Here is a 24,189-nt window from a genome sequence, read left to right on the forward strand (position 1 = left end):
GTTTTTTTGACTAATTTATTAAACGTGAAAAGAAGAGTGTTTCTTATGCTTCCTTTAGTAAATATTTAATCCAAAGGGTTTCCATCTCTTTTTCACTAATCTGATATACTTTTTGAAAATTCTTTTTCTTCCAAAAAATCAAAAATTTGTCCCAACCATATTGAGATATTAAATATTTAGCAATACATCCCGATTGTGGATAAATAATTTGTGAATTAAAGCTTTGAAACCTTTTTTTATTTAAGTCATGAAAAGGAATCAATTTATTTTCTTTATATAATTGAATACATTGTTTTTCAAGCGACTTACCATTCCAGTGATTATCTGAATATACTGCGATGCCTTCCATGATCCATGTTTTACTATTCCCCCACTTTTGATACGTTAGCAAATGAACTACTTCATGAGATTGTCCTAACAAAAAATAACTTTCAATAATGGTGTTGCTTCTTGCATATGAAATTCCTGTATGAGACATAGTAGTCAAGCGAAAAAACTCCTCCGCATCATCTACTATAAAGAAATAAACGGGAATTTGTATATCGCTGATTCCTGTCACTTTTTTAGCTTGATGTATACCTTTACTAATTTTTTCTTCAACAATTTTCAAATTCTTATCAGCTCTTGAGCCTGCTTGATAATAGGCAATATATTCTTTTGTCTGGAAAGCTTTCCAGACGAAATTTTCATGATTCAAATAATGATGGTTTTTTGTTCCTGTACTTATAACAGTGGAACAGCTTATACATACCATGTTTAAAATTAAAAAACAAGTAAACCTAATCATTGTTTAGCTACCAAAAAAAACTGGAAAGTAAATACTTTCCAGTGTTATATTATTTATCAAAATTTACAGAATCTTTCTTTTTCAACTTGGTATTTACAGTTTCAGGTACTGCTGGAGTTGGTACGTTATCTACTTCTTCCTGAATATCATAGTATCGCTGCCCCGAGTATCCCCCATCATAATCTCCGTAGGATGCCAAGTCATCACAGCTAAAATTATTACCAATACTTTCCGGTTTTTCAAATTTATCTTCCTGAGTAATAGCAAGTTTTTTATCTGCATAAACTTTTTGCATAAAATACCCCCATATAGGTAAGGCCATACTCGATCCTTGCCCTATAGAAGTTGAAGCAAAGTGAGCATATCTATCTTCCCAACCTACCCATACTCCGGTAGCCAGTTTAGGAGCTATACCAATAAACCAACCATCAGCATTTTTATTAGTCGTACCTGTTTTACCGGCTATTTCAGCTTTAATACCCATTCCTCTAACTCTACGTCCTGTACCTATATCAACAACTCCCTTCATCAAATCTATCATAGTATAGGCATAGATTTCATTCATCACTTCTCTGATTTGAGGCTCATATTCTTTTATAACCTTTCCATTATTATCTTCAATTCTCCAAATCATTTCAGGTTTGGTGTAGTTTCCATAATTTGCAAAGGTACTATATGCTCCTACCATTTCATATATTGTTAAATCAGCAGAACCTAAAGCTATGGTATTGTTTCTAGGAATAGGACTTTCAACTCCTAAATCCTTAGCCATTTGTATAACGGCATCAGCTCCTGTAGCATCAATAAGTCTAGCGGTAACAGCATTTTTTGAAAAAGCTAATGCCGACTTAAGAGTCATCATTGCCCCATTTCCGTATACCGTCCAGTTTCCTTTGGTATAGGTAGCATTGGATACCTGGGTACAAGGTGTATAATTAATATTTTTAATCGCAGTTGCATAAACAAAAGGTTTAAATGTAGATCCTACCTGACGTCTTGCTTGTTTTACATGGTCATACTGAAAATGTTTCCAATTAACACCTCCCACCCATGCTTTTATATTCCCTGTATGAGGTTCCATTGCCATCAATCCTGCCTGTACTATATGCTTGTGATATCTGATAGAGTCCCAGGGTGACATAATAGTATCTTTATCGCCTTTCCATGTAAAAATCTGTAACTCGATTGGTTTTTTAAACTCTTCAATAATTTGCTCATCTGTTAAATTCCTGTTTTTCAAAAATTTATACCTCTGAGTTCGTTTCATTGCCGAAACCATAATACTGTTATACACTTCGGCTATTGGTTTATCGCGCTGATCAACATAAGTATAAAACGGAGCATACTTTCTACCTTTTTGTTCTTTAAAAAAAATATTTTGAAGGTATTTTACATGTTTTTCAATAGCTTCTTCTGCATATTTTTGCATTCTGGAATCTAAGGTAACATATATTTTTAGTCCATCTTTATACAAATTATAGCTTTTTCCTGTTTGCTTTTCATAATCACTTAAAATAGCTCTGACTTCTCGTTTTAATGCATATTTAAAATAAGCGGAATAACCTTCCCCGATTTCTTTAACCGGACGATAGTCTATCTTTACCGGCGTTTCTTTGATTGAATCGAAGTCTGCCTGAGAAATGTATTTTTGTTCTTTCATCAAAGATAAAACTACATTTCTTCTCTTTTTTGCATTTTCCGGATTAATCTTAGGATTGTTAACTACGGGATTTTCCAGCATGGCAACTAACGTTGCTGATTCGGATAATGATAAATCTTTTACGTCTTTATTGAAATATACCCTTGAGGCTGTGGCCACTCCGTTTGCATTATAAAGAAAATCGAACTTATTTAAATAAAGGGTTATAATTTCATCCTTAGTATACAGCCTTTCGAGCTGGACTGCTATAATAATCTCTTTTATCTTTTGAAAAGCCCTTCCTATTTTATTTGAAGATACACCGTTATAAGAAGGTTTACCATCTTCATCTTCCCGCTGGGTAAAAAGAAGTTTTGCTAATTGTTGGGTAATGGTACTTCCTCCTCCTCTGGTACCACGATATACTATAGCTCGAAAAAGTGCTTTTTTATCTACTCCTGAGTGATAGGGAAATCGTTCATCTTCCTTTGCCATTAAAGCATAAACCATCGTTTGAGGTAAATCCTGGAATTCTACAGGTATCCTTTTTTCTTTTTCAAATTTTTGAATTACTACTCCATCTGAAGATATTATTTCTGATGCGACATAGATATCCGGATTTTCAAGTTCTCTTACATTAGGCATTTCTCCAAAAACACCGTAGATGGTAAGAACAAATAGTAAAACCAGAGCTAATAATCCGCAGAAAAAAAGTCCCCAAAACCATAAAAGGAATTTTTTAATAAACTTTTTTCTGGAATTTAATTGTTTAACTCCTTTATTTGAATTATTCGTTTTATTTGTTGATTCCATAATTTATAATATGGTAAATATTCTTATTCAATGTTTACTCCCAGGTCTTCTATTCCTTTCAATGTATCTTTCCTCATTGCCTGAACTATTAAAAGTTTATACTCTCCTTTATTTTTAAATTCTAAACCTTTTTTATATTCTAAATAAATTTCTTTTACAGTTCCTACACCTGTTCCTTTCCATTTCCCTGTATTATCCGCTAGTTCGTATTTTAATGTATCTACACGCAATACTGTGTTACCTTGTTTTAGTTTTAAAAATAAATACAAATTACTAAACGGATAGTCATTATTATTTCTTACAACCAAATTTATATTCTTTTTTTCATCGGGCTTCTTAATAGTAAAATCAAACTGAAGTGTATCATTTTTATTCCATGAATTATTAATATGAACCATTTCCGAATATTCGTATCTATGATTGCATTGAATAAAAAGTAAGGCGAAAAAAAATGTTATAACTAATGTCCGCATCAAATTAATATTTTATTTAGGTCTTTTGGGTGCTCTCTTTTTCTGATTTGAATTATTGACCGCAGGTTTTGATTCATTAGATGGATTAGGACTGGCCGCTTTATTGGTTTTTCTTTGCTGCGATTTATTTTTATTCTTTCTTTTGTTGTTAGATCTATTTCTATTTTCAAATCTATTTAGATTATTTTCTTCAATAAGATCTATTTTAAGAGCCTCTTTCTCTTTTAATTCATCTAAAGGTTTTATGTCTATTCCTTTTTTATTGAGCTCTATTAACTTCTGTAAATCATAAATGTCTATAGGATACCATGAAATAGAATTATCCGCATATGTAAACCACATTTGCTTTCTAAATACATCAACTTTAATGCAGTAAGCTTTTCCTTTTTCTGTATTTAAAACAGTTTGATTTGAAGGAAAATCTGCTAATGCATCTACATAAGTATCCAACTCAAAATTGAGACAACATTTTAACTTACCACACTGTCCTGCTAGTTTTTGAGGGTTGATAGATAACTGCTGATATCTTGCCGCTGCTGTATTGACTGAACGAAAATCTGTAAGCCAGGTAGAACAACATAATTCTCTCCCACATGAACCAATACCGCCAACTTTAGCACTTTCCTGCCTGTAGCCAATCTGACGCATATCAATCTTCGATCTAAAAGCCATAGCGTAATCCTTTATTAACTGCCTGAAATCTACTCGTCCTTCCGCAGTATAATATAAAGTCACTTTGGAGCCATCTCCCTGATATTCTGCATCACAAATTTTCATTTGTAACCCTAAGCCTTTGGCTATTCGCCGGGCTTCAAGCATAACTGCATTTTCTTTATTTCTATTATTTTGCCAAATTTCAATATCTTTGGCTGTAGCCTTTCTGTATACCTTATGAATTTCTTCTAACTTTGCTTTTTTCTTTCTCATCTGAACTTTGACAAGCTCTCCTGTTAATGAGACAACTCCAATATCATGACCTGAGTTGCCTTCTACAGCAACAACATCTCCTATACTAATAGGTAGCGATGAATCATTTTTATAAAAATCTTTTCTATCGTTTTTAAAACGTACTTCTATATATTGGGGTTGATTTTCAAGTATGGGTGAGTGTATATTAGAAAGCCAGTCAAAAACTGATAATTTAGTATTGCAACTTCCTGTTCCACAAGCTCCGTTATTTTTGCATCCTTTTGGTAAATCATTCGAACTACATGAACCACATGTTTCCATTTCTTACATTTTAATCTAATTTACAAAGATAGTTAATTTGATTTTATATTATTTAAATTTATTTTTAATATTAATTGTTTTACCCAATAGGCTCATATATTATTTCAACTATATTCAATTATTAAATTTTTCGTACTTTCACTTCCTATTTATCTAAAAATAAAATGAAGTCTTCTTCCTATCCCATTGATTATTCTAAACTCTCTGTACATATGAATGATAAAGCCATATTTTTTATTGAAAAATGGCTGCATCCTTACTGGTTTCACTTAATTATTAAAAATCCCAGAGATACTAAATTGGGGGATTACAGATACCCTATGAAAGGAACACCTCATAAAATCACTATTAATGCAGGCATGCCTCCATCTCTTTGTTTTTTAACATTAACTCACGAAATCGCCCATTTAATTGCTTTTGACCAATATTCTCGCAGTATACTTCCACACGGAAAAGAATGGAAAAGTGTATTTTCTTCTCTTTTGTTCGAAAGCATTGAGGTGTATGAAGCAGACTTAAAAATACTCATTATGAAATATGCAAAAAATCCTAAAGCAAGTTATTACGCTGACAAGAATTTATCTGAATATTTCAACAGATTACAAAATCCTAATCAATTATTATTAAAGGATTTAAAACACAATTATCCTTTCAAAATTAAGAATCGAACATTTTTTAAACTTGAAAAAGCAAAATCTCGTTATATTTGCATCGAAGAAAAGACGAATAAAAAATACCTCATTGATGGAAATGCTCCGATTGAGGAAGTAAATTATTATGAAGAAAAAGAGTAAAAATCATTATTGTGTAATAATGGCAGGAGGTATTGGCAGCCGTTTTTGGCCAATGAGTACTTCTAAATTCCCAAAACAATTTCACGATATTTTAGGTACAGGCAAAACACTAATTCAACAAACTTTTGAAAGAATAGCTAAAGTTATTCCTGATGAAAATATTTATATTATTACTAATAATGAATATGTAAATCTTACCTTAGAACAATTACCTAAAATTTCAAATTCTCAGGTTATAGGAGAGCCTCAAATGATGAATACAGCTGCCTGTAATTTATACATGGCAGAAAAAATTTTCCAATTAAATCCGGAATCTGCTATTGTTGTTGCTCCTTCCGATCATTTAATCATTGATGAAGATGCCTTTTCCTCTAATATTTTATTAGCCCTTGAACAAGCTGAAAAAGAAAATATACTCATTACACTGGGCATTACACCCACTCGTCCTGACACGGGGTACGGATATATAGAATTTGAAAACGAAACAAAAGGCTCTTTGCATAAAGTTAAATCTTTCAAAGAGAAACCTGATCTTGAAACTGCAAAGATTTTTTTGCAATCTAAAAACTTTTTATGGAATTCAGGAATTTTTATATGGTCTGCAAAAAGTATTCTTCATTCTTTTGAAAAATATCTTCCTGAAATGTTTAAAATATTTGAGTCAGCTAAAAATAAATACAATACTGATAGTGAATATATTGCAGTAGATAATATCTATAAGCAAATTGAAAAGATTTCTATTGATTACGGTATACTTGAAAAGTCGATTAACGTTTGGGTAATCCCTTCGTCTTTCGGTTGGAGCGATCTAGGTACATGGAATGCATTATATGAAAATTTTAGTAAGAATGAAGAAGGTAATGCCGTACATGGAAAATTCATTCACACTTATAATACAAAAAATACAATTATAAAAACGAATCAGAATAATAAAATGTTTATTATTGATGGTCTTGAAGATTTTATAATTGTTGATACGAGCGATGCTTTATTGATTTGCCCAAGAGACAAAGATCAAAAAATAAAAGAATATCTTGAAAATATTAAAAAATTGGAAGAGGGTGATAGTTTTATGTAATCATAAAACTATTACTTCTTATCAATATGGTGTATCATAGCTTCTCTTGCCATTTTAAATATCCTTGAAGAAAATACAAATTCCTGCAATGCCGGGTTATCTGCAGTAACAATGGTATCTTTATTACCCTCCCACTCTTTATAACCATTTTTAAGGTAAACAATTTTTTCTCCTATTTCTAGTACGGAATTCATATCATGTGTATTGATAATGGTTGTGGTATTGTATTCCTTTGTTATTTCATGAATGAGTTTATCAATCAACTGAGAAGTTTGAGGATCCAACCCTGAATTAGGCTCATCGCAAAATAAATATTTAGGATTATTAACAATAGCCCTGGCTATAGCTACTCTTTTTTGCATACCTCCGGATATTTCTGATGGAAATTTTTTTCCTGCGGTACTTAAATTCACTCTATCCAAAACCTCATTAACTCTTTCTCGCATCACTTTTTCAGACATGTCTGAAAACATTTCCAAAGGAAATTTCACATTTTGCTCAACAGTCATTGAATCGAATAAAGCACTTCCTTGAAAGACAGTCCCTATTTCACTTCTCAGCTTTTGCCTTTCCATGGTTGTTAGCTTAGAGGCATTTATATCTTCATAAAGAATTTCTCCGGAAGTTGGTTCAAAAAGACCCAATAAACATTTTAAGAACACCGTTTTACCAGAACCACTCTGTCCTATAATTAGATTAGTTTTCCCTTTTTCAAATTTAGCGGTAATTCCTTTCAGTACCTCTACTCCATCAAATGATTTGGTTATATTATTAGCTGTAATCATTAGTCTAGTAACAATTGGGTTAACATTAGATTGGTAATAATGATTAAGACTGTTGTCCAAACAACTGCCTGTGTACTGTTATGTCCCACTTCCAGTGAACCCCCTTTTACATAATAACCGTAAAAAGAAGGAACTGTAGCAATCATAAAAGCAAAAACCAAAGTTTTGATGAAACAATAGTATATGAAGAAATCCGGAGATGCCATTTGCAAACCTTGTAAATAATCTACGGAAGCCCAGCTTCCGGTTAAATCTCCGGCATAATAACCTCCTAAAATCCCCATAGTGATACTAATCATTATAAGGATTAGATTGAAAAATAAAGATGCGACCACCTTCGGAAGTATTAGGTAAGAAGGTGTATTTACTCCCATAATCTCTAGGGCATCAATCTGTTCGGTTACTCTCATTGTACCAATACTTGAAGCTATAAAAGAGCCTACTTTTCCTGCCAATACAATACTTATAATTGTTGGGCAAAACTCTAATATTAAAACTACCTTGGTAGCATATCCAACATAGTAATCTGGAATAGGAAACGAAGAAGTTTTGAAATTGTTAAACATTTGTATTGCAACTACTGCACCTACAAAAAAAGATGTAAAAGCAACCAATCCTACTGAATTGATTCCTAAATCATTTATTTCCCTAAGTAAACTTTTTCTAAAGATTCTTCTCTTTTGAGGTTTTTTGAAAACCCTTACCATCAAAAGAGAATATGAACCAATGTTTGATATCATCCCCATAACGGTGCGAAGTTACTACTTTTTTTTGTTTTTAATAATAATGTGATATTTTGTGAAAACAGAGTTATAAAATTTAAATTATTCGCAACAATTTCTTTTAGTTGTTTTCTGTTCTAGTTTTAAAGATTTATCTGAAGGAGATATCATATGTATACCTAATCCCATACCTCTTAGTATAAAAAGTATACCAAGCAATACTATAAAATAAGGAAATAGTCTCACAATTTTAGTTCTTATCTTAACTCCGATAAATTTTCCTGCTAAAACCGTAATAAACATAAATGGAAAAGTACCTATTCCAAATATAGTCATAAAGGTCATTCCCTGTATTATTCCTCCTGCAGCTATAGATGCAGCCAATGCAGCATAAACCGCTCCGCAAGGTAAAAAACCATTTAAAATTCCTGTAAAGTATCTGGATGTATTATCTTTTTTATGAAGGTATTGGCCTAAAAAAATTTTAACTTTAATCATTAGTTTGTTTACAGGCTTGAAGTTATTGCTTATTTCTGTTGTTTTACCAGGAAGTAAGACCATAAGAATTAGCAATACTCCTGCCAATATTGAAATATATTTTTGATAACCTGCTATATCAAAACTTTTACCAACTATTCCTAAAATACCTCCTAAAAGCGAATAAGTGGTTATTCTACCCAACTGATATAAAACATTTTGGGAATAAAACTTAAATTTATTATTAGCATCCAGTCCTAATGAAAATGCTATGGGTCCACACATACCTACACAATGAAATCCGGTCAACAATCCCAGAGATAATGCGTATATATAAATTCCTATTTCCATACGATAGGTATTTCCATTTGATATTTATCTTTATCTTTTTCCCAATATAGCTTTAAAACATAGTTACCTTTAACTAAGAGTTTAACTGGAATCAGAATTGAATTACCTGTCTCAAAGTCCAATGATTTTTTATTAATATCAAGGTCTTTTGAATTCGCTCTGAACAATTGAAACCTTCCAGTTGTATTTAATGAATTAAAATCTTTTGGAAAGGTTATTTTGATTCCCTGAGACTCTAAAATAGAAACCTGAGGTTTTTCTGCTAATTTTTGAGCCCTTTCTATGGCATCAATCTCCTTCTGAAAATAAATTTCGTCTTCGTAATAATCATCAGTTACTAAATCAAAGGAATTCTTTGAAAATTCTATGGTAAAAACCATATAGCTGATAAAAATAATAAAACTGGCTAATGCAATAATAATTCCATGAGCCCAGGTAAATTTAAATTTCATATGTTAAAATCTCTCTTTTAAAGGTCCTATAAAGTTGGTTTTATATTCATCTATTTTATTACCTTGGTCATCGAATACAGCAATAATTATTTCTTCCTTGGTATGCTTTAATAATGACTGCGGTATCTTGACTGTGGCTGTTCCTTTGATTGTCCTTTTAGAATCTATATATAAATGTGTACCATATCCCATAAGAAATATATCTGCATTTTCGGGCTTAAGTACTTTTACGTTTAATGTCTTTTTATCAGTAGTTTTATTTATAAATATAAATTGATATTCATTTATAACCTGATTATCTTCAATGGTAAACTGAGTACCTACTACTTTAAGAAATTTAGTTTCAACATTGGATCTTATAAACAGTAGGGACATACATACGGAAACCAAAATAAATAAGACAGCTGTATAAGCTATGATTCTAGTGTTAAATTTAAACTTGGTCCGTTTTTCAATCATGTCTTCTGAGGCATATCTGATTAGTCCTGTAGGCAGACCTATCTTAGTCATGACATCATCACATGCATCTATACAGGCAGTACAATTAACACATTCCAGTTGATTTCCATTTCTGATATCAATTCCTGTCGGACAAACTACCACACATTGACCGCAATCAATACAGTCTCCTTTGCCTAAAGCTTTTCTATCTTCATTTTTACGCCATTTTGATCTTCCGGCGGTTCCTTCTCCTCTTACAAAATCATAGGTAATATTGATTGTATCTTTATCTATTAATACTCCCTGAAGTCTACCGTATGGACAAACAAACGTACAAACTTGTTCTCTGAACCAGGCGAATACAAAATAAAAAAGTGCTGTAAATATGATCAAAGAAACAAATAGAGTCATATTTTTAGTTGGCCCTTCAACAATCATTTTTAGCATTTCCTTTTTACCAAAAATATAAGTAAGAAAAAGATTAGATACTACAAAGGAAAAAATGGCAAAAAGAGTCCATTTCAATAGTCTTTTTCTTATTTTCTCACTATCCCACTCTTGTTTTGAAAGGCGTATCTGCTTATTTCTATCTCCATCAACCAAAAATTCTATTTTCCTGAATACATGCTCCATGAATATGGTCTGAGGACAAATCCATCCACAGAATATTCGTCCGTAAATAACGGTAAAAACAATAATAAACACTACTGTAGTTACCAATCCAATCCCAAACAGATAAAAATCTGAGGGTGAAAAATAAGATCCGAATACATAAAATTGCCGGTTTAATATATCAAACTGGAAAATCGGATTACCTCCGGGAGTGGTAATAAATGGAAAAGCAAAAAGGAGTATAAGCAATGTAGCACTTACAATGTCTCTGTACCGTGTATATTTACCGTGTGGTTTTTTAGCAAATACCCATTTTCTTTTTCCGGATTCTTCGGCAGTGGCAAGACTTTCTCTAAAATCTTCAGTTTTCCCCTCTATAGTAGTTTTATTTTTATCTTCTGTTTCCTGAGACATTTTTTAAAATTTAAGATGTTGGGGTTCATACAAATTTACTGAACTTAAGTTTAAAATACAAATTATAAACCTAGTCAAATGTGATTGATTTTCAAACAGTCAGAAAGGTAAAAGGTCTGTTTAATTAGGAAATAAACAGACCTTCTTTTCCAAATATTTTATTATTATTTAGATGTAGATGCCGAATCAGATTTTGCTGTTCCAGCTGATTCAGATACTTTTACATCTTTTCCTTCAGATTTTGCTGCAGCAGCTTCAGATGATGCATTTTTAACCCACGGAGCAATGCTTCCCTGAGGAGCCTTCCCTGGAGTAGAACCGTCAGGATTTTTCTTAGTATTCGTATTTAAATAGTACAGATAACTAGCTACTTTAACAATATCATTCCCTTTAAGTTCACCTGTTGCGCCAAAAGGTCTCATGGTCGGATCGTTTTTACTCCCGTTCCATACCACTGAAAACATATTTTTGAATTCATCCTGTTCAACAATATTTATCCAATAATCATCGGTCTGATTAGGCCCTGATTGTCCGGTAGCACCTTCTCCATGACAAGTTTTGCAAACCTGTTCATATATTACTTTACCATCTTCCACCCAATCCGGATTATATTCAGCTGTTTCCAGAGTTGCTTGTGGAGCAATTTTTTCATATTCCGCAATCTCTGCTAATTGAGTTTTATATTCTTCGTCATACTCCGCATAGGGGTGTGCAAAATCCGTAAAGCTATATGCAATAAAGTATACGACACCGTATACAATGGTAACAGCAAATAACCCAATATACCACTTAGGAAGTTGGTTATCTAGTTCTTGAATACCATCATATCCATGATCCAAAATTCCGATTTCTCCAGATTCTTCTTCTTTACTTTTCTTAAAGGCATCTTTCCAGACTCTTGTAAAAAAAGGAGTTTTTAAAAGTTCTAAATATTCTTTTTTCTCCTCTTCAGAAAGTTGTTTGAACTTTTCCGCATCAATTAAAGAATTGAGGGAATTGTTAATTAGCAACAATACTATTGAAACTGAAATAGTAGCTAAAAATATAGGACTGGTTATAAAGTCAAAACTTTGCAAGAACATATTAAATGCTGCAGTAATTATAAAAACTGCAATCACCAGATTAACTACAAAGGGTGTTCTAGGTTTCATTTTTCTTATTAGTATTTTATTATTTTTCCTTATTATCTTCTTCTTCCAATGGCATATCGCTCATGTCTTTATAATAATCCTTTGGTTTTTTCATTACGACATAAGTCATGCCTATGAAAAAGAGAACAAAAAGCAGGAGTGCAGCGCTTTGATAAGCTACGGCATGGTCTGTTCCTGCAATTATTTTATTATAAAATTTGAGCATCCTTTATTTACTTGCTGTTTGTACTTCTGTTTTTTTGATATCAGTACCTAATCTTTGTAAATATGCAATTAAAGCTATTATTTCTCTCTTTTCCAATGGAACGAAATTAGCCCCATCTTCTTTCGCTGATTGCGCAAAACCTTCTTTGTAATCTGGCCTGTCAGCAAATATACTGGCAACAATTTCTTCTGCCTGAGTATTCATCCTTGATTGACAACTATCTATATCATTTTTCTGATCATAAGGCACACCAAACCAATTTTTCATTAATTCCAGTTTTTGCTTAGTTCTGGATACATCCAGTTTATTATAAATTAGCCAAGGATATCGAGGCATAATTGAACCTGGAGAAGTTTCTCTTGGATCCAACATGTGTGTAAAGTGCCATGAACTTGGGTTTTTACCCCCTTCTCTATGTAAATCGGGTCCTGTTCTTTTAGATCCCCAAAGGAAAGGTCTATCATAAATATATTCTCCGGCTTTAGAATAGTCTCCGTATCTAACAACCTCATCTCTGAAAGGACGAACCATTTGAGAGTGGCAGGCATTACAACCTTCTCTTATATATAAATCTCTACCTTCTAATTCTAAAGGTGTATAAGGTTTTACGCTAGTAATCTGAGGTATGTTTGATTTAACAAATATGGTTGGTAAAACTTCTACGGCTCCCCCTGCTGCTAAAGCAACAAAAGATAAAACAGAGAAAAATAAAGGCATTCTCTCTAACCATGAATGCGTTTTTTCATTAGCTCCTTTTTTATTAGAAAGCCTCAACGCTGGCGCTTCAGCGGCTTCATTTGCTTCAAAAGTACCTTTTCTGGCTGTAGCAATTATATTAATTACAAGCAATAAAGCTCCAGACAAATACAACAGTCCTCCAATAAATCTGAATATAAAGAAATATCTTAGTGAAGTTACGGTTTCCAAGAAATTTTTGGTAACCAAAGTTCCGTCCGGATTAAACTGTTTCCACATTAATCCTTGTGTAAACCCACTCATGTACATAGGGATTGCGTATAAAATAATTCCTAAAGTACCTAACCAGAAATGCCAATTCGCTAATTTAACTGAATATAATTTTGTTTTATATAATCTTGGAACAATAAAATAAATGATTCCGAAGATCATAAATCCATTCCAACCTAAAGCTCCTATATGAACGTGCCCAATTACCCAATCGGTAAAATGTCCTATTTTATTTAAAGTTTTTGTTGCTAATAACGGACCTTCGAAAGTAGCCATACCGTAACAAGTTACAGCAACTACAAACATTTTAAGAACCGGATCTTCTCTTACTTTATCCCAGGCTCCTCTCAGAGTTAACAATCCGTTAAGCATACCTCCCCAGGAAGGTGCTATAAGCATAATTGAGAATGAAGTCCCTAACATTTGAGCCCAACCAGGTAATGATGTATATAGTAAATGGTGAGGACCTGCCCACATATACACAAAAATAAGCGACCAGAAATGTATTATAGATAGTTTGTATGAAAACACCGGGCGATTCGCAGCCTTAGGCATATAATAGTACATTAATCCTAAAACCGGAGTTGTTAAAAAGAATGCTACCGCATTATGTCCAAACCACCATTGAACCATAGCATCCTGAACTCCTGAGTAGATTGAATAACTTTTAGGATTCAGAATATTTCCGTCTAATGGGATGGCTAAGTTATTAAACACCCATAATAAAGTAATACCTATCCATGTTGCTATATAAAACCAGATAGCAACATACATGTGGCTTACTCTTCTTTGAGCAATGGCAATAAACATTATTAATCCGAACAATACCCAGATAACAGCTACCAAAATATCTATCGGCCATTCATGCTCCGCATATTCTTTTGAAGTATTTAGCCCCATTAAGAATGTTACAACAACAAGAACAATAATTAACTGCCATCCCCAGAAATGTATCCAGGCAAGCAAATCATTAGTTCTGGTTTTCAGTAATCTCTGAGTTGAATAATAAAATCCTGTAAAAATTCCGTTACCTACAAAAGCATAAATTACTGCACTGGTATGCAGCATTCTTAGTCTTCCGTAACCTAGAAATCCGTGAGATTTTGCTAAATCGGAACCTCCACTTCCGAAAATAAATTCTGGTAATGTTGGAATAAATAACAACGCAGCAACTGTAAGCCCTACTATAAAACCAACAACACCCCAAAGTATTGTCGCATAAGCAAAAGCTCTTGTTATTTTGTTGTCATACGAAAATTTCTGTGTTTCCATCTTTATTGTGTAGTTACTTTAAATATTCTTTTTGTCTTCTTTTTTATCTGAATCTTCTTTAGGTTGATTTTCTTCCGAATCAAACAATATTCTAACTGCGGGAGATTCATCGTCATCAAACTGTCCTTTTTTCATCCCGTAAATAAAAAGAATTAAAAAAATCACAGCTAAAGACACACTGCATAATATCATTAAATATAATATTTCCATACCTATTGGACAAAAATACATTTTATTTGGTTGGAGTGATAATGATTTATATCATATTTGTGAATCTGGCACGAAATTTAGAATAATTCTAAATAATACATTATTAATGCTTTTGTTTTTTATTGACTTTTAAATGCCTTATAACCTACAAATAAAGTTGTTAAAGTCGTAAATGTAACTACGGATATAGAGCTTACAGGCATCAGAATTGCAGCTACCAGTGGAGATAATTTACCAGAAACAGCAAAACTTAATCCAATAATATTATAACAAAAACTTATAAAAAAACATAATACCACTATGGTCATTGCTGTTTTAGATAATTTTAAATAAACGGGTAAAAAAGTAAAGTTATTTCCATCTAAAATAGCATCTGAAGAAGGAGTAAAACTATTAACATCATCAGAAATAGCTACACCCACATTCGCTTGTTTTAATGCGCCCGCATCGTTTAATCCGTCACCCAGCATCATCACTTTTTCTCCTTTGAGCTGAAGTGCTTTTATGTATTCCAGCTTGTCTTGAGGTGATTGGTTAAATTCCATAGTGGTTCCTTCGGGAAATATATTTTCTAAAACCTGTCTTTCAGAACTATTGTCTCCGCTCAATAACGTAATAGGATATGAATGCAGGGACTGGATTGTCTGAGTTATTCCCGGTCTATATTGATTCTGAAAAACATAATATCCTTTGTTAACTCCATTGATACTTATATGAACGGAAGTTTCCTGCTGTAAGAGTTTTTCATCATTGACAAAACTCGATGAGCCTACCAACAAGTAATCTTTATCAATTTTCCCTTTGATCCCCTTCCCTAAAATTTCTTCATATTCTGAAACATTTGTATAGTCAGTAGCCACAGGTATAAAATCGTACAGACTTCGACTTAAGGGATGACTTGAATTTTGTAAAAGAGATTTTAATTTTTTTAACTCGGTTTCATTTAATTTTTCACCAATATAACTGATTTTAGCTGCTTTGTTAACAGTAAGAGTACCTGTCTTATCAAATACTATGTGACTAATTTTTGATAACTTCTCAATGGTAACAGCATCTTTGACGTAAAATTTTTTATTCCCGAATACACGCATCATATTTCCAATGGTAAAGGGTGCAGAAAGTGCAAGCGCACAGGGACATGCTACGATTAAAATTGCTGAAATCACCTGATACATTTGTGAAGTGTTTTTTTCTACAAAATACCAATATAGAGCACTTAAAACGGTAATAGTGAGAATTACTACTACAAAATACTTGCTAATATTATTGGTAATGGTATTAAGTACGGAATCTTCCTTTTTAAATGCTTCATTGTTCCACAAACGAGTAAGATAACTCTGATTCACTTCTTTAATGATTTCCAATTCTAGTGCTGTACCTATTTGCTTACCTCCGGCATAAATTTTCTCACCACTATTTTTCTCAATTAACCTGGATTCTCCTGTAATAAAACTGTTATCAATATAAGCCTGACCACGAATTAAGATTGAATCTGCGGGAATAATTTCATTATTCCTTATCAAAATTCTATCTCCAACATGCAGGTTTGATATTAAAACATTTTCTTGTTTACCTTTATCTATTCGGGTAACCGCTATAGGATAAAAAGATTTATAATCCCTGTCGAACGCCAAGGTTCTATAGGTTCTCTGCTGGAAATATTTACCTAGTAGCATAAAGAACAACAATCCGCAGAGCGAATCAAAATATCCGTTACTTAATCCTTCATATGCTTCATAACAACTTCTGAAAAATAATGCAAAGATCCCAATGACAATAGGTAAGTCAATATTTAAAATCCCATGTTTTAAGGCTCCCCAAGCAGATTTATAATAATCAGATGCACAATATAGCATCACGGGAAGGGAAAGTACAAACATCAAAATTCTGAAAAGATGATTGTATTGTTCTAACCAGGTATCTCCATTTTGCCCTAAAAATTCAGGAAAAGCTAAAAGCATAATATTTCCAAAGGCAAACCCTGCAATCCCTATTTTAATAATTAAAGTTCTGTCTATTTTTTCAGGTTTTTTATCAACTGTCTCCAGATTAATTATTGGTTTATATCCTAAATCAGTAAGAAAATTTGCAAGCTCGCTTAATTTGTAAGCCTCATGCCTGTAAGCTATCTGAACTGTTTTTGTAGTGAAATTTACAGTTGAATAAATAATATTTTTATTTATATTTTTAAGACTTTCTAATAACCATACGCAGGCGCTACAATGAATAACGGGAATTTTAAAAGTAACCAGTGTTATTCCGTCTTCAGAATAATCAATGATTTTTTCAAATATCTGAGGTGTATCCAGAAATTCAAAATGAGACGGAGCAGATTCAGGCTTGATTCCTGCTTTTGTATTCAGCTCATAGTAATTGGAAAGATTATTCTGATTTAAAATCTCGAAAACTGTTTTGCACCCATTGCAACAAAATATTTTTTGATCGAATTCAATTTTGACATCTTCAATTTTTTGTCCACAATGAAAACAATTCTCAGTCATAACTCTTTATACCATTAATAGATGTGTACAAAGTTATTGTTTTATTTAAAAATAAAACATTATTTTTGTAGTCAATTTTACTTAAAAATATGACTAATATCATGCCGAAACATTCAGTTGAGCTGATTATATCGGAATTGAAGAGCAAAGAAATTTTGAGTCAATTCACCAAAGAAGAACTTGAAATTCTTGACAAAGAGATGAAAGAAATTCATTATGAAAAAGGTCAGGAAATAATTCACGAAGGATACAAACCTACAGGAATTTACGGAATGCTTCACGGGACAGCCAAACTTTACAGAAGCGGTTTTAATGGAAAAGAACAAATTTTACGTTTTGTTAAGAAAGGAGATATTGTAGGATACCGCTCTTTATTGGGAGGGGAAACTTTCAGCGCATCCTGTACTGTTCTTGACGATGTTACGGTTGTTTACATTCCTGAAATAATTTTTCATAAATTATTAGAGGTAAGTTCCAAGGTATCTTTTGATGTTTTGAAAAAAATATCTCAGGATTTAGGAGAAGCCGGCAAAACTATTACCCTTCTTGCGCAAAAGACGGTTCGTGAACGATTAGCTGAGATCCTTTTGCTACTTGAGAACAAGTTAGGTATTGACAATGAAGGCTTTATAAAAATAAGCCTTACAAGGGAAGAAATGGCTAACTTAATCGGAACTGCAACTGAAAGTGCAATTCGTCTTATTTCCGAATTCAAAACCGATGGACTCATCGAGGTGGAAGGAAGAAGAATAAAAATTCTTGGCCACCGGAAATTGACCCGCTTGGGGCATGTTACCCTTTAACGGATTTAAAAAAAACTAACTGCGGAAAAAGAATTGCCTTTACTGAAGTGTAGAATATAATATTTACTAAATATCATTTAGTTCCAGCCATCGCATTTCTTTTTCCTCTAATTTTTCTACTACTTTTTCTAACTGCAAACTGATTTTCTGGATTTCTTTAAATTCTAAATCAGATATGGATAACTGATCTGTAAGCTTTTTCTTTTCATTTTCAAGTGATGGAATTTCTGTTTCTAAAGCCTCCATCTCTCTTTTTTCTTTAAAAGATAATTTTTTAGGCTTAATTTGCTCATCTTTAATTTTATTATCTTTTTTTACAGTTTCATTTTTATCTGTTGTTATGCTTGACTCATTTTCTTTTTTATCTAAAAAATATTGCGTATAATTACCTATAAACCATGATATTTCTCCTTCTCCTTCAAAAATCATTAATTCATCCACTACTTTATCCATAAAATATCTATCGTGACTAACTATTAGTAAACAGCCCTGATATTCGTTAAGGAAATTTTCAAGCACGGTTAATGTCGGTAAATCTAAATCATTGGTTGGCTCATCTAATATTAAAAAATTGGGGTTTTTATATAAAACAGCTAACAATTGTAATCGTTTTTTTTCTCCCCCGCTCAACTTTGAGATAGGAGTATATTGAGTTTCAGGCTTAAAAAGAAAAAGCTCCAAAAACTGACCTGCAAAAAGCTGTTTTCCATTTGAAAGAGGAAAATAATCCGCTATATCTTTAACAAAATCAATAACTCTCTGTTCTTCTTTAAATATAATACCTTCTTGTTTAAAATGACCGATATTAAGTGTTTCCCCCCACTCTATATTTCCACTATCAAACGACTCTTCTTGTTCCAGAATTTTTAAAAATGTTGTTTTTCCTACTCCATTTTTGCCAACAATGCCAATTTTGGCTCCTCTTGAAAAAACATGTGAAAAAGAGTTCAAAATCACTTTTTCTTTGAATTTTTTTGAGACTTTTTCCAATTCTATGATTTTATTCCCTAAACGGGTCATCTGTATATCCAAAAGTACCTGAGAATTATCAATCTTCTGCTTAGCTATATTTTCTGTTTTATAAAAATCAGATATACGACTTTTAGACTTGGAAGTTCTTGCCTGCGGCTGTCTTCTCATCCATTCCAGCTCTTTCCGGTACAGGTTTTTTGCCTTGTCTATTTGTGCTCCCTGATTTTCTATCCTCAAGGCCTTGTTTACAACATAAGTTTCATAATCTCCACTATGAACATAAATCATTTCATCTTCTAATTCCAGTATTTTAGTACATATTGCATCGAGAAAATATCTGTCGTGAGTTACTAATATAAGTGTTTTATTTTCCTTGTTCAGAAAATATTCCAACCATTCCACCATATCTATATCCAAATGGTTAGTAGGCTCATCCAGAATTAACAAAACATGACCTTTCTCAAAGCTTATGTCTATCAGAAATTTAGCTAATGCAATACGCTTTCTCTGACCTCCAGATAATTTTTTGATAGGCTGGGTTAAAAAATCTATTTTAAGTTTGGATATAATTTCCTGAATTACAGGCTCTACCTTCCAACCATCCCATTGATCCATTTTTTCTATCAAATCCATAAGTCCTGGATTCTCAGGATCTTGTTTTATCATTTTTTCATAATGATGAACCACATCCAAAACTGGATTTGAATGGGTAAATATATAATCTTCGGCAGTCAACTCTTCTTTGAAAGAATCGGATTGTTCGAACAAAATAACCTTAACATCTTTATTAATAATTACTTCTCCGGAATCCGGTTGTTCCTTTCCTGCCAATATTTTCAATAAGGTTGTTTTCCCACTTCCGTTTTTTGCAACTAATGCTATCTGTTCCCCTTCATTAACGTGAAAAGATACATCTGAAAATAAAGTTCTAATTCCGAAAGATTTACTAAGGCTATTTACTGATAAGTAATTCATAGCCCAAAAATAGAAAAAAAACTAATCGCTGCACCATATCCCATATAAAAAGAGTTATATCAATAAAGAAATCTAACATTTTAAATAAAATATTTGCACCCATTGAATGAGTTCGTGTTAAAATTCAAATCTTTACCTCCAATCAGTTTAAAGGCATTTTCTGCTATCAAAAGATTTATTCAATTTTTTTGAATGCTTGTTTTAGCATAACCGGAGTGGTAATAGTTGTAAATACTCCCATAAGAACCAAAATGGAAAATATCTCACTGGATATTAATCCTGCTTTATATGCAATGTTAGCTATAACCAGTTCCATTATCCCCCTTGCATTTAACCCTATACCTAAAGTCAAAGAAAAGTTTTTTCCATACCCTGCTAAAATGCCTCCGAAATATCCTCCGAATATTTTAGATACATAGGATACCAAAATGACAGAAACCAGCAAACCTATATTATGTATTGATGTAATTTCAAACTCCAGTCCGATTCCTGCAAAAAAAATGGGGGCTAAAAAGCCCATAGCCATATTACTGGTTGTTTTTTCAATTGATTTCAGATTACTTTTCCCTATCAGGGAATCGCTGATTAACATGGAGGCAAAAAAAGCACCGACTATGAAATGTAAGCCAAGTGTTTCCGTAAAAGTGGCAAAAAGTAAAACAAATACAAAAAATATAGCAAATAAAGGCTCTTTGCCTTTAAGTACAGATATAAGTCTGTCCAGTAAATCTTCTATATAATTGCTTTTATGAGTGAGCTTTTTAATCATTAAATAGGTGAAAGTCAGCAACCCTATAAAAACAAATAATTTAAGCAGAGATATTCCTCCTGCTTTGGTTACCGCAAGCATAGACATATCCGTATCTTTAATATTGAGCAAAACTCCTAAAACCGATAAGGCTAATACATCATCAAATATTGCAATGGATATTATTTTCTGTCCTACTTTCGAATTTATTTTCCCTAGATCCATCAAAATTCTTATACTGACGGGCAAAGCGGTTATGGCTACACACAGACCAATAAATACGCTGGTCATAGCTTGTAATCCAAAAAAATAACCGACTAAAAAACCGCTGAAATTAGGTAGGAAAAAAGCCATTATAGATATAATTATATTTTTACCTTTTAAAGATTTTATTATATCATCAATATTTATTTCAAGTCCAGCTATGATAACTAATAAAAAAATCCCTAATTCAGAAATGACTTTAATTTCTTCTGTCCGGTGAATGATATTTAATAAGCTTGGCCCTAATATTATACCAGCAAATATCTCTCCTATCATCGCTGGCTGCTTACAACGTTCAAATATTTCTCCAAAAATCCGTGCAGTAACCAGTAAAATCAACAAATTAGTAAAAAGAGGTAATTCCATAACTATAGCTTGTAAATATTTTTAATTTCTATCTAATTTTTTATCAGCCGGATAAAGATAGGTAAAAAAATAAGCTTTAAACGTAAATTTATCTACTCCACATTATTTAAATACCTGATTTGGAGACGAAATGTAACTAGTAATAAAGCTTTTCATATCACAATTTAACAGTAATACAATTTTAACTGTATTTTTTCAATAGTAAAAAACGTAATTTATCGTACACCCAGTTAAACACAATTGTATAGGGAAAAAAATATAAAAGCATACTTAATTCTAAAAAAAATGCATTCATAAAACTCATTTTGAGAATCCATGAAATCAGTGGTACGGTAAATATGATTAAACCTATCTCAAAAACTGCTCCATGCAAAATTCTTATAAACAAATTTTTATTAAACTGAAATTTCTGCTGTAATTGATCAAACAGCCAATTAAAAATGTAATTCCAAAGCATGGCAGTTATTGAAACTAATAAAGCTAAAAAAACTGAATCTTCAAGGGATTTATCTGTAAGAAAAGATATGATAGGCGCACTGGTAAGTATACCTACAGCTTCATACATTATAGCATGAAAAGATCTTTCATAGGGCGTGCGAAACTTTATATGTTCTATAAATTTCATACGTAAATGTATTCTAAAACCTTATACTATACAAATCAAACTATTGAGTTTTTTAGTTATATTTTGCATAACCGCTAATAAAATGAAAGCAGATTCAATCTTTTTGAATCTGCTTTAAACTAATTAATTGTAATGAATTACTTATCTGTATATTAATACTTGTCTTTTTCTTTTTTCAAAACTTCTTTCTCAGCTTTATATCTTTTTTCTAAGGTTTTCTTTTGAGCTTTTTTCTCTTTTTTAGTTAATGAAACACTTTTATCAATTCTGGATTTGTCTCTGTCGTATTGTTTATCCAGATGTTTTATTTTAGCTTCAATATCTTTTTTTATTACATCATTATTAGTTCCAGCGGTACTATTATGCTGATGATTATGCTGATTTTTATTATTGATATTTGCCTGTTTCTGTTTTAAAGCAAGTTCGCGTTTTTTTTGTCCTTTTTCATACCCGGTAAGAGAAGGATCTGTTCCAATTTTTTTGTATTCCTGCCCATATTCTTTATTTAATTCCTTAGAACTTTTCTGAGCATATGCTGTTGTTGCTACTGTTAACATTAAAGTTAATATTAAGAACTTTTTCATGATTATTAGATTTTTTAATTTAATACTTAGCCTTAATCTAAAAGCGTGCCATAATTCTAAACATACTTATAACAAATTAACATACAGATAAATAAGTCTAAAACAAAAAATTATCTGAAGAAAATTATTATTTCCTTAAAAATATTACTACGCATTTTCCCTTAGCTCTAAAAATTGAATCAAGAACATTTTAGCTTAAATTAGCTTTTTATTTTATTCCTATCAGTTAAAGAATTTGAAATATGAAAAAAGCAGTAAGTGAAAATTATGGTAAAATTAACCATACGCTGACAAAGGCTTTTGTAAACAATAAATCGGTGAATTATGTTTTAAAACAAAAAAAGATGCAATTGTAATAGAAACATCCACATTAAAAATATTTCATTTTATAAAAAAATGGTTTTAAAATCTATAGTGTAAATAAAGAAGATTTGGGATTTGATTTTTATTTTTTTATATATGAATATTAACAAAGTATAAAATGAAGAGTTTAACGTAAAAACAAATGATAGAAGTAACTCAAAAAGAAAAAAATGTAGTCCTTGAAATATTGCACAGTGCTTTTTATGATGTACTCATTCCTAATTCTATAAATTTTACTATAAAAAAAGACACAAAAAGATATGAAAGACTTATGGCTCTCATGGATTATCAATTTAAAATGGCAATGAAGTATGGCGAAATATATTTAAGTGATGATAAAAATGGATGCGTACTATATATTAACAAAATTTATCCGAGCATACAAAAAGTTTATTGGGAAACAGAACTACTACTAAAATGTATAGGTGTGCAAAATATTTTTAAAATTCTCAAACGAGAAAAACTCTTAAAGGCCTCTCATCCTAAAGAACCGTTTAAACATTTGTGGCTAATGGGCATTCGCAAGGAATATCAAGGGAAAGGAATTGGTAATAAATTATTAAAAGAGACTTTAAATAGATACCAAGGAGATGTAATTTATGTAGAAACCACTACTCCACAAAATATAAAATTTTATACCCGGTTAGGTTTCACCATTTTTCATGAAACAAATGAACTTAATTACCCTCTTTTTTTTCTTAAATTAAGAAATGTATAATATTAAATTTATTTTAAAGTTCATGCTTAAGTAACAAATATAAATTTTATATATTTTGGAATTACATACTTAAGTAAATGTAAATTGTACTTTTTAAATATATTTTTATGTTTATAATTGAGATTGTCCAACAAAACTTATTGTAAGATATATTAATAATAATGGGTAAATAGTTAGGAAAGTAAGTAAAAAACAAAAAATCCATAATCAAGTTGATTATGGATTTTTGAAGTGGTACCTCTTGGAATCGAACCAAGGACACAAGGATTTTCAGTCCTTTGCTCTACCAACTGAGCTAAGGTACCTCAGAATTGGATTGCAAAGATAGAGCTTATTTTTTAACTTCAAAATATTTTTCAAAAAATATTTATTTTTTTTTTTCGTTAAAGTCTTTAACA

22 protein-coding genes and 1 tRNA gene are annotated in these 24,189 nt (G+C 31.7%); 4 read left to right on the forward strand and 19 right to left on the reverse strand.

Annotated features, from left to right (window positions below; all coding sequences use genetic code 11):
• Window positions 1–43: 43 nt before the first annotated feature.
• The 4 genes from EQ921_RS11625 to EQ921_RS11640 all read right to left on the reverse strand — a co-directional run bounded on the left by EQ921_RS11625 (window position 44) and on the right by EQ921_RS11640 (window position 4,942).
• Window positions 44–754: a hypothetical protein gene (locus EQ921_RS11625; RefSeq protein ID WP_128149647.1), complete on the reverse strand. Its 711-nt coding sequence runs from the start codon at window positions 752–754 to the stop codon at window positions 44–46.
• Between the two features lie 82 nt (window positions 755–836).
• A complete protein-coding gene (locus tag EQ921_RS11630; protein WP_128331779.1) occupies window positions 837–3,239 on the reverse strand; it encodes a penicillin-binding protein 1A in 2,403 nt (800 codons plus the stop codon).
• A 23-nt stretch (window positions 3,240–3,262) separates the two neighbouring features.
• Window positions 3,263–3,712 carry a gliding motility lipoprotein GldH gene (locus tag EQ921_RS11635; protein WP_128149651.1) on the reverse strand — a complete coding sequence of 150 codons (450 nt, stop codon included), beginning with the start codon at window positions 3,710–3,712 and terminating at the stop codon, window positions 3,263–3,265.
• A gap of 12 nt (window positions 3,713–3,724) precedes the next feature.
• Window positions 3,725–4,942 carry a regulatory iron-sulfur-containing complex subunit RicT gene (locus EQ921_RS11640; RefSeq protein WP_128331780.1) on the reverse strand — a complete coding sequence of 406 codons (1,218 nt, stop codon included), beginning with the start codon at window positions 4,940–4,942 and terminating at the stop codon, window positions 3,725–3,727.
• A gap of 164 nt (window positions 4,943–5,106) precedes the next feature.
• On the opposite strand from EQ921_RS11640, the gene EQ921_RS11645 reads away from it, so the two are divergent.
• Window positions 5,107–5,736 (forward strand): transcription elongation protein SprT, encoded by a 630-nt coding sequence (locus EQ921_RS11645; protein WP_128331781.1) that lies wholly within the window; start codon window positions 5,107–5,109, stop codon window positions 5,734–5,736.
• Window positions 5,720–6,814, forward strand: a complete 1,095-nt coding sequence (locus tag EQ921_RS11650) for a mannose-1-phosphate guanylyltransferase (protein ID WP_228427696.1) — start codon at window positions 5,720–5,722, stop codon at window positions 6,812–6,814. Before EQ921_RS11645 ends, EQ921_RS11650 begins: the two co-directional genes overlap by 17 nt.
• Before the next feature lie 11 nt (window positions 6,815–6,825).
• Here EQ921_RS11650 and EQ921_RS11655 read toward each other — a convergent pair whose 3' ends face one another.
• The 10 genes from EQ921_RS11655 to EQ921_RS11700 form a co-directional block, all read right to left on the reverse strand.
• Window positions 6,826–7,599, reverse strand: a complete 774-nt coding sequence (locus EQ921_RS11655; protein WP_128149657.1) for an ABC transporter ATP-binding protein — start codon at window positions 7,597–7,599, stop codon at window positions 6,826–6,828.
• The gene (locus EQ921_RS11660) at window positions 7,599–8,345 is read right to left on the reverse strand and encodes an ABC transporter permease (RefSeq protein WP_164875236.1); all 747 of its coding nucleotides are present in this window, start codon (window positions 8,343–8,345) and stop codon (window positions 7,599–7,601) included. Before EQ921_RS11660 ends, EQ921_RS11655 begins: the two co-directional genes overlap by 1 nt.
• A 78-nt stretch (window positions 8,346–8,423) precedes the next feature.
• Window positions 8,424–9,149, reverse strand: coding sequence for a sulfite exporter TauE/SafE family protein (locus EQ921_RS11665; protein WP_128149661.1), 726 nt, complete (start codon window positions 9,147–9,149; stop codon window positions 8,424–8,426).
• The gene (locus tag EQ921_RS11670) at window positions 9,140–9,601 is read right to left on the reverse strand and encodes a FixH family protein (protein WP_128331782.1); all 462 of its coding nucleotides are present in this window, start codon (window positions 9,599–9,601) and stop codon (window positions 9,140–9,142) included. The genes EQ921_RS11665 and EQ921_RS11670 overlap by 10 nt, the downstream gene beginning before the upstream one ends.
• 3 nt (window positions 9,602–9,604) lie before the next feature.
• A complete protein-coding gene (ccoG, locus tag EQ921_RS11675) occupies window positions 9,605–11,068 on the reverse strand; it encodes a cytochrome c oxidase accessory protein CcoG (protein WP_128331783.1) in 1,464 nt (487 codons plus the stop codon).
• Window positions 11,069–11,232: 164 nt separating this feature from the next.
• Window positions 11,233–12,219, reverse strand: a complete 987-nt coding sequence (locus tag EQ921_RS11680) for a cbb3-type cytochrome c oxidase N-terminal domain-containing protein (protein ID WP_128149667.1) — start codon at window positions 12,217–12,219, stop codon at window positions 11,233–11,235.
• Between the two features lie 19 nt (window positions 12,220–12,238).
• Complete coding sequence (locus EQ921_RS11685; RefSeq protein WP_128331784.1) at window positions 12,239–12,424, reverse strand: hypothetical protein; 186 nt, start codon at window positions 12,422–12,424, stop codon at window positions 12,239–12,241.
• Between the two features lie 3 nt (window positions 12,425–12,427).
• Window positions 12,428–14,662 (reverse strand): cytochrome-c oxidase, cbb3-type subunit I, encoded by a 2,235-nt coding sequence (gene ccoN, locus EQ921_RS11690; RefSeq protein WP_128331785.1) that lies wholly within the window; start codon window positions 14,660–14,662, stop codon window positions 12,428–12,430.
• Window positions 14,663–14,680: 18 nt separating this feature from the next.
• Entirely contained in the window at window positions 14,681–14,872 is a 192-nt protein-coding gene (ccoS, locus tag EQ921_RS11695) for a cbb3-type cytochrome oxidase assembly protein CcoS (RefSeq protein ID WP_128149673.1), read from the reverse strand.
• A gap of 119 nt (window positions 14,873–14,991) precedes the next feature.
• Window positions 14,992–17,373, reverse strand: coding sequence for a heavy metal translocating P-type ATPase metal-binding domain-containing protein (locus tag EQ921_RS11700; protein ID WP_128331786.1), 2,382 nt, complete (start codon window positions 17,371–17,373; stop codon window positions 14,992–14,994).
• A gap of 101 nt (window positions 17,374–17,474) precedes the next feature.
• Between EQ921_RS11700 and EQ921_RS11705 the strand changes: the two genes are divergently transcribed.
• The gene (locus tag EQ921_RS11705; protein WP_128331787.1) at window positions 17,475–18,176 is read left to right on the forward strand and encodes a Crp/Fnr family transcriptional regulator; all 702 of its coding nucleotides are present in this window, start codon (window positions 17,475–17,477) and stop codon (window positions 18,174–18,176) included.
• Window positions 18,177–18,242: 66 nt separating this feature from the next.
• Here the strand turns inward: EQ921_RS11705 and EQ921_RS11710 are convergent, their stop codons facing one another.
• The 4 genes from EQ921_RS11710 to EQ921_RS11725 all read right to left on the reverse strand — a co-directional run bounded on the left by EQ921_RS11710 (window position 18,243) and on the right by EQ921_RS11725 (window position 22,710).
• Window positions 18,243–20,123 carry an ABC-F family ATP-binding cassette domain-containing protein gene (locus tag EQ921_RS11710; RefSeq protein WP_128331788.1) on the reverse strand — a complete coding sequence of 627 codons (1,881 nt, stop codon included), beginning with the start codon at window positions 20,121–20,123 and terminating at the stop codon, window positions 18,243–18,245.
• A gap of 175 nt (window positions 20,124–20,298) precedes the next feature.
• Complete coding sequence (locus EQ921_RS11715) at window positions 20,299–21,501, reverse strand: cation:proton antiporter (protein ID WP_128331789.1); 1,203 nt, start codon at window positions 21,499–21,501, stop codon at window positions 20,299–20,301.
• 181 nt (window positions 21,502–21,682) lie between these two features.
• Complete coding sequence (locus EQ921_RS11720) at window positions 21,683–22,126, reverse strand: PACE efflux transporter (RefSeq protein WP_128331790.1); 444 nt, start codon at window positions 22,124–22,126, stop codon at window positions 21,683–21,685.
• 152 nt (window positions 22,127–22,278) lie between these two features.
• The gene (locus EQ921_RS11725) at window positions 22,279–22,710 is read right to left on the reverse strand and encodes a hypothetical protein (protein WP_128331791.1); all 432 of its coding nucleotides are present in this window, start codon (window positions 22,708–22,710) and stop codon (window positions 22,279–22,281) included.
• 505 nt (window positions 22,711–23,215) lie between these two features.
• Between EQ921_RS11725 and EQ921_RS11730 the strand changes: the two genes are divergently transcribed.
• Window positions 23,216–23,791 (forward strand): N-acetyltransferase, encoded by a 576-nt coding sequence (locus tag EQ921_RS11730; RefSeq protein ID WP_128331792.1) that lies wholly within the window; start codon window positions 23,216–23,218, stop codon window positions 23,789–23,791.
• A gap of 232 nt (window positions 23,792–24,023) precedes the next feature.
• On the opposite strand, the gene EQ921_RS11735 is transcribed toward EQ921_RS11730, so the two are convergent.
• Window positions 24,024–24,096: transfer RNA gene (locus EQ921_RS11735), tRNA-Phe, on the reverse strand.
• Window positions 24,097–24,189: the final 93 nt, after the last annotated feature.

Source organism: Apibacter sp. HY039 (assembly GCF_004023655.1).
Classification (GTDB): Bacteria; Bacteroidota; Bacteroidia; order Flavobacteriales; family Weeksellaceae; genus Apibacter; species Apibacter raozihei.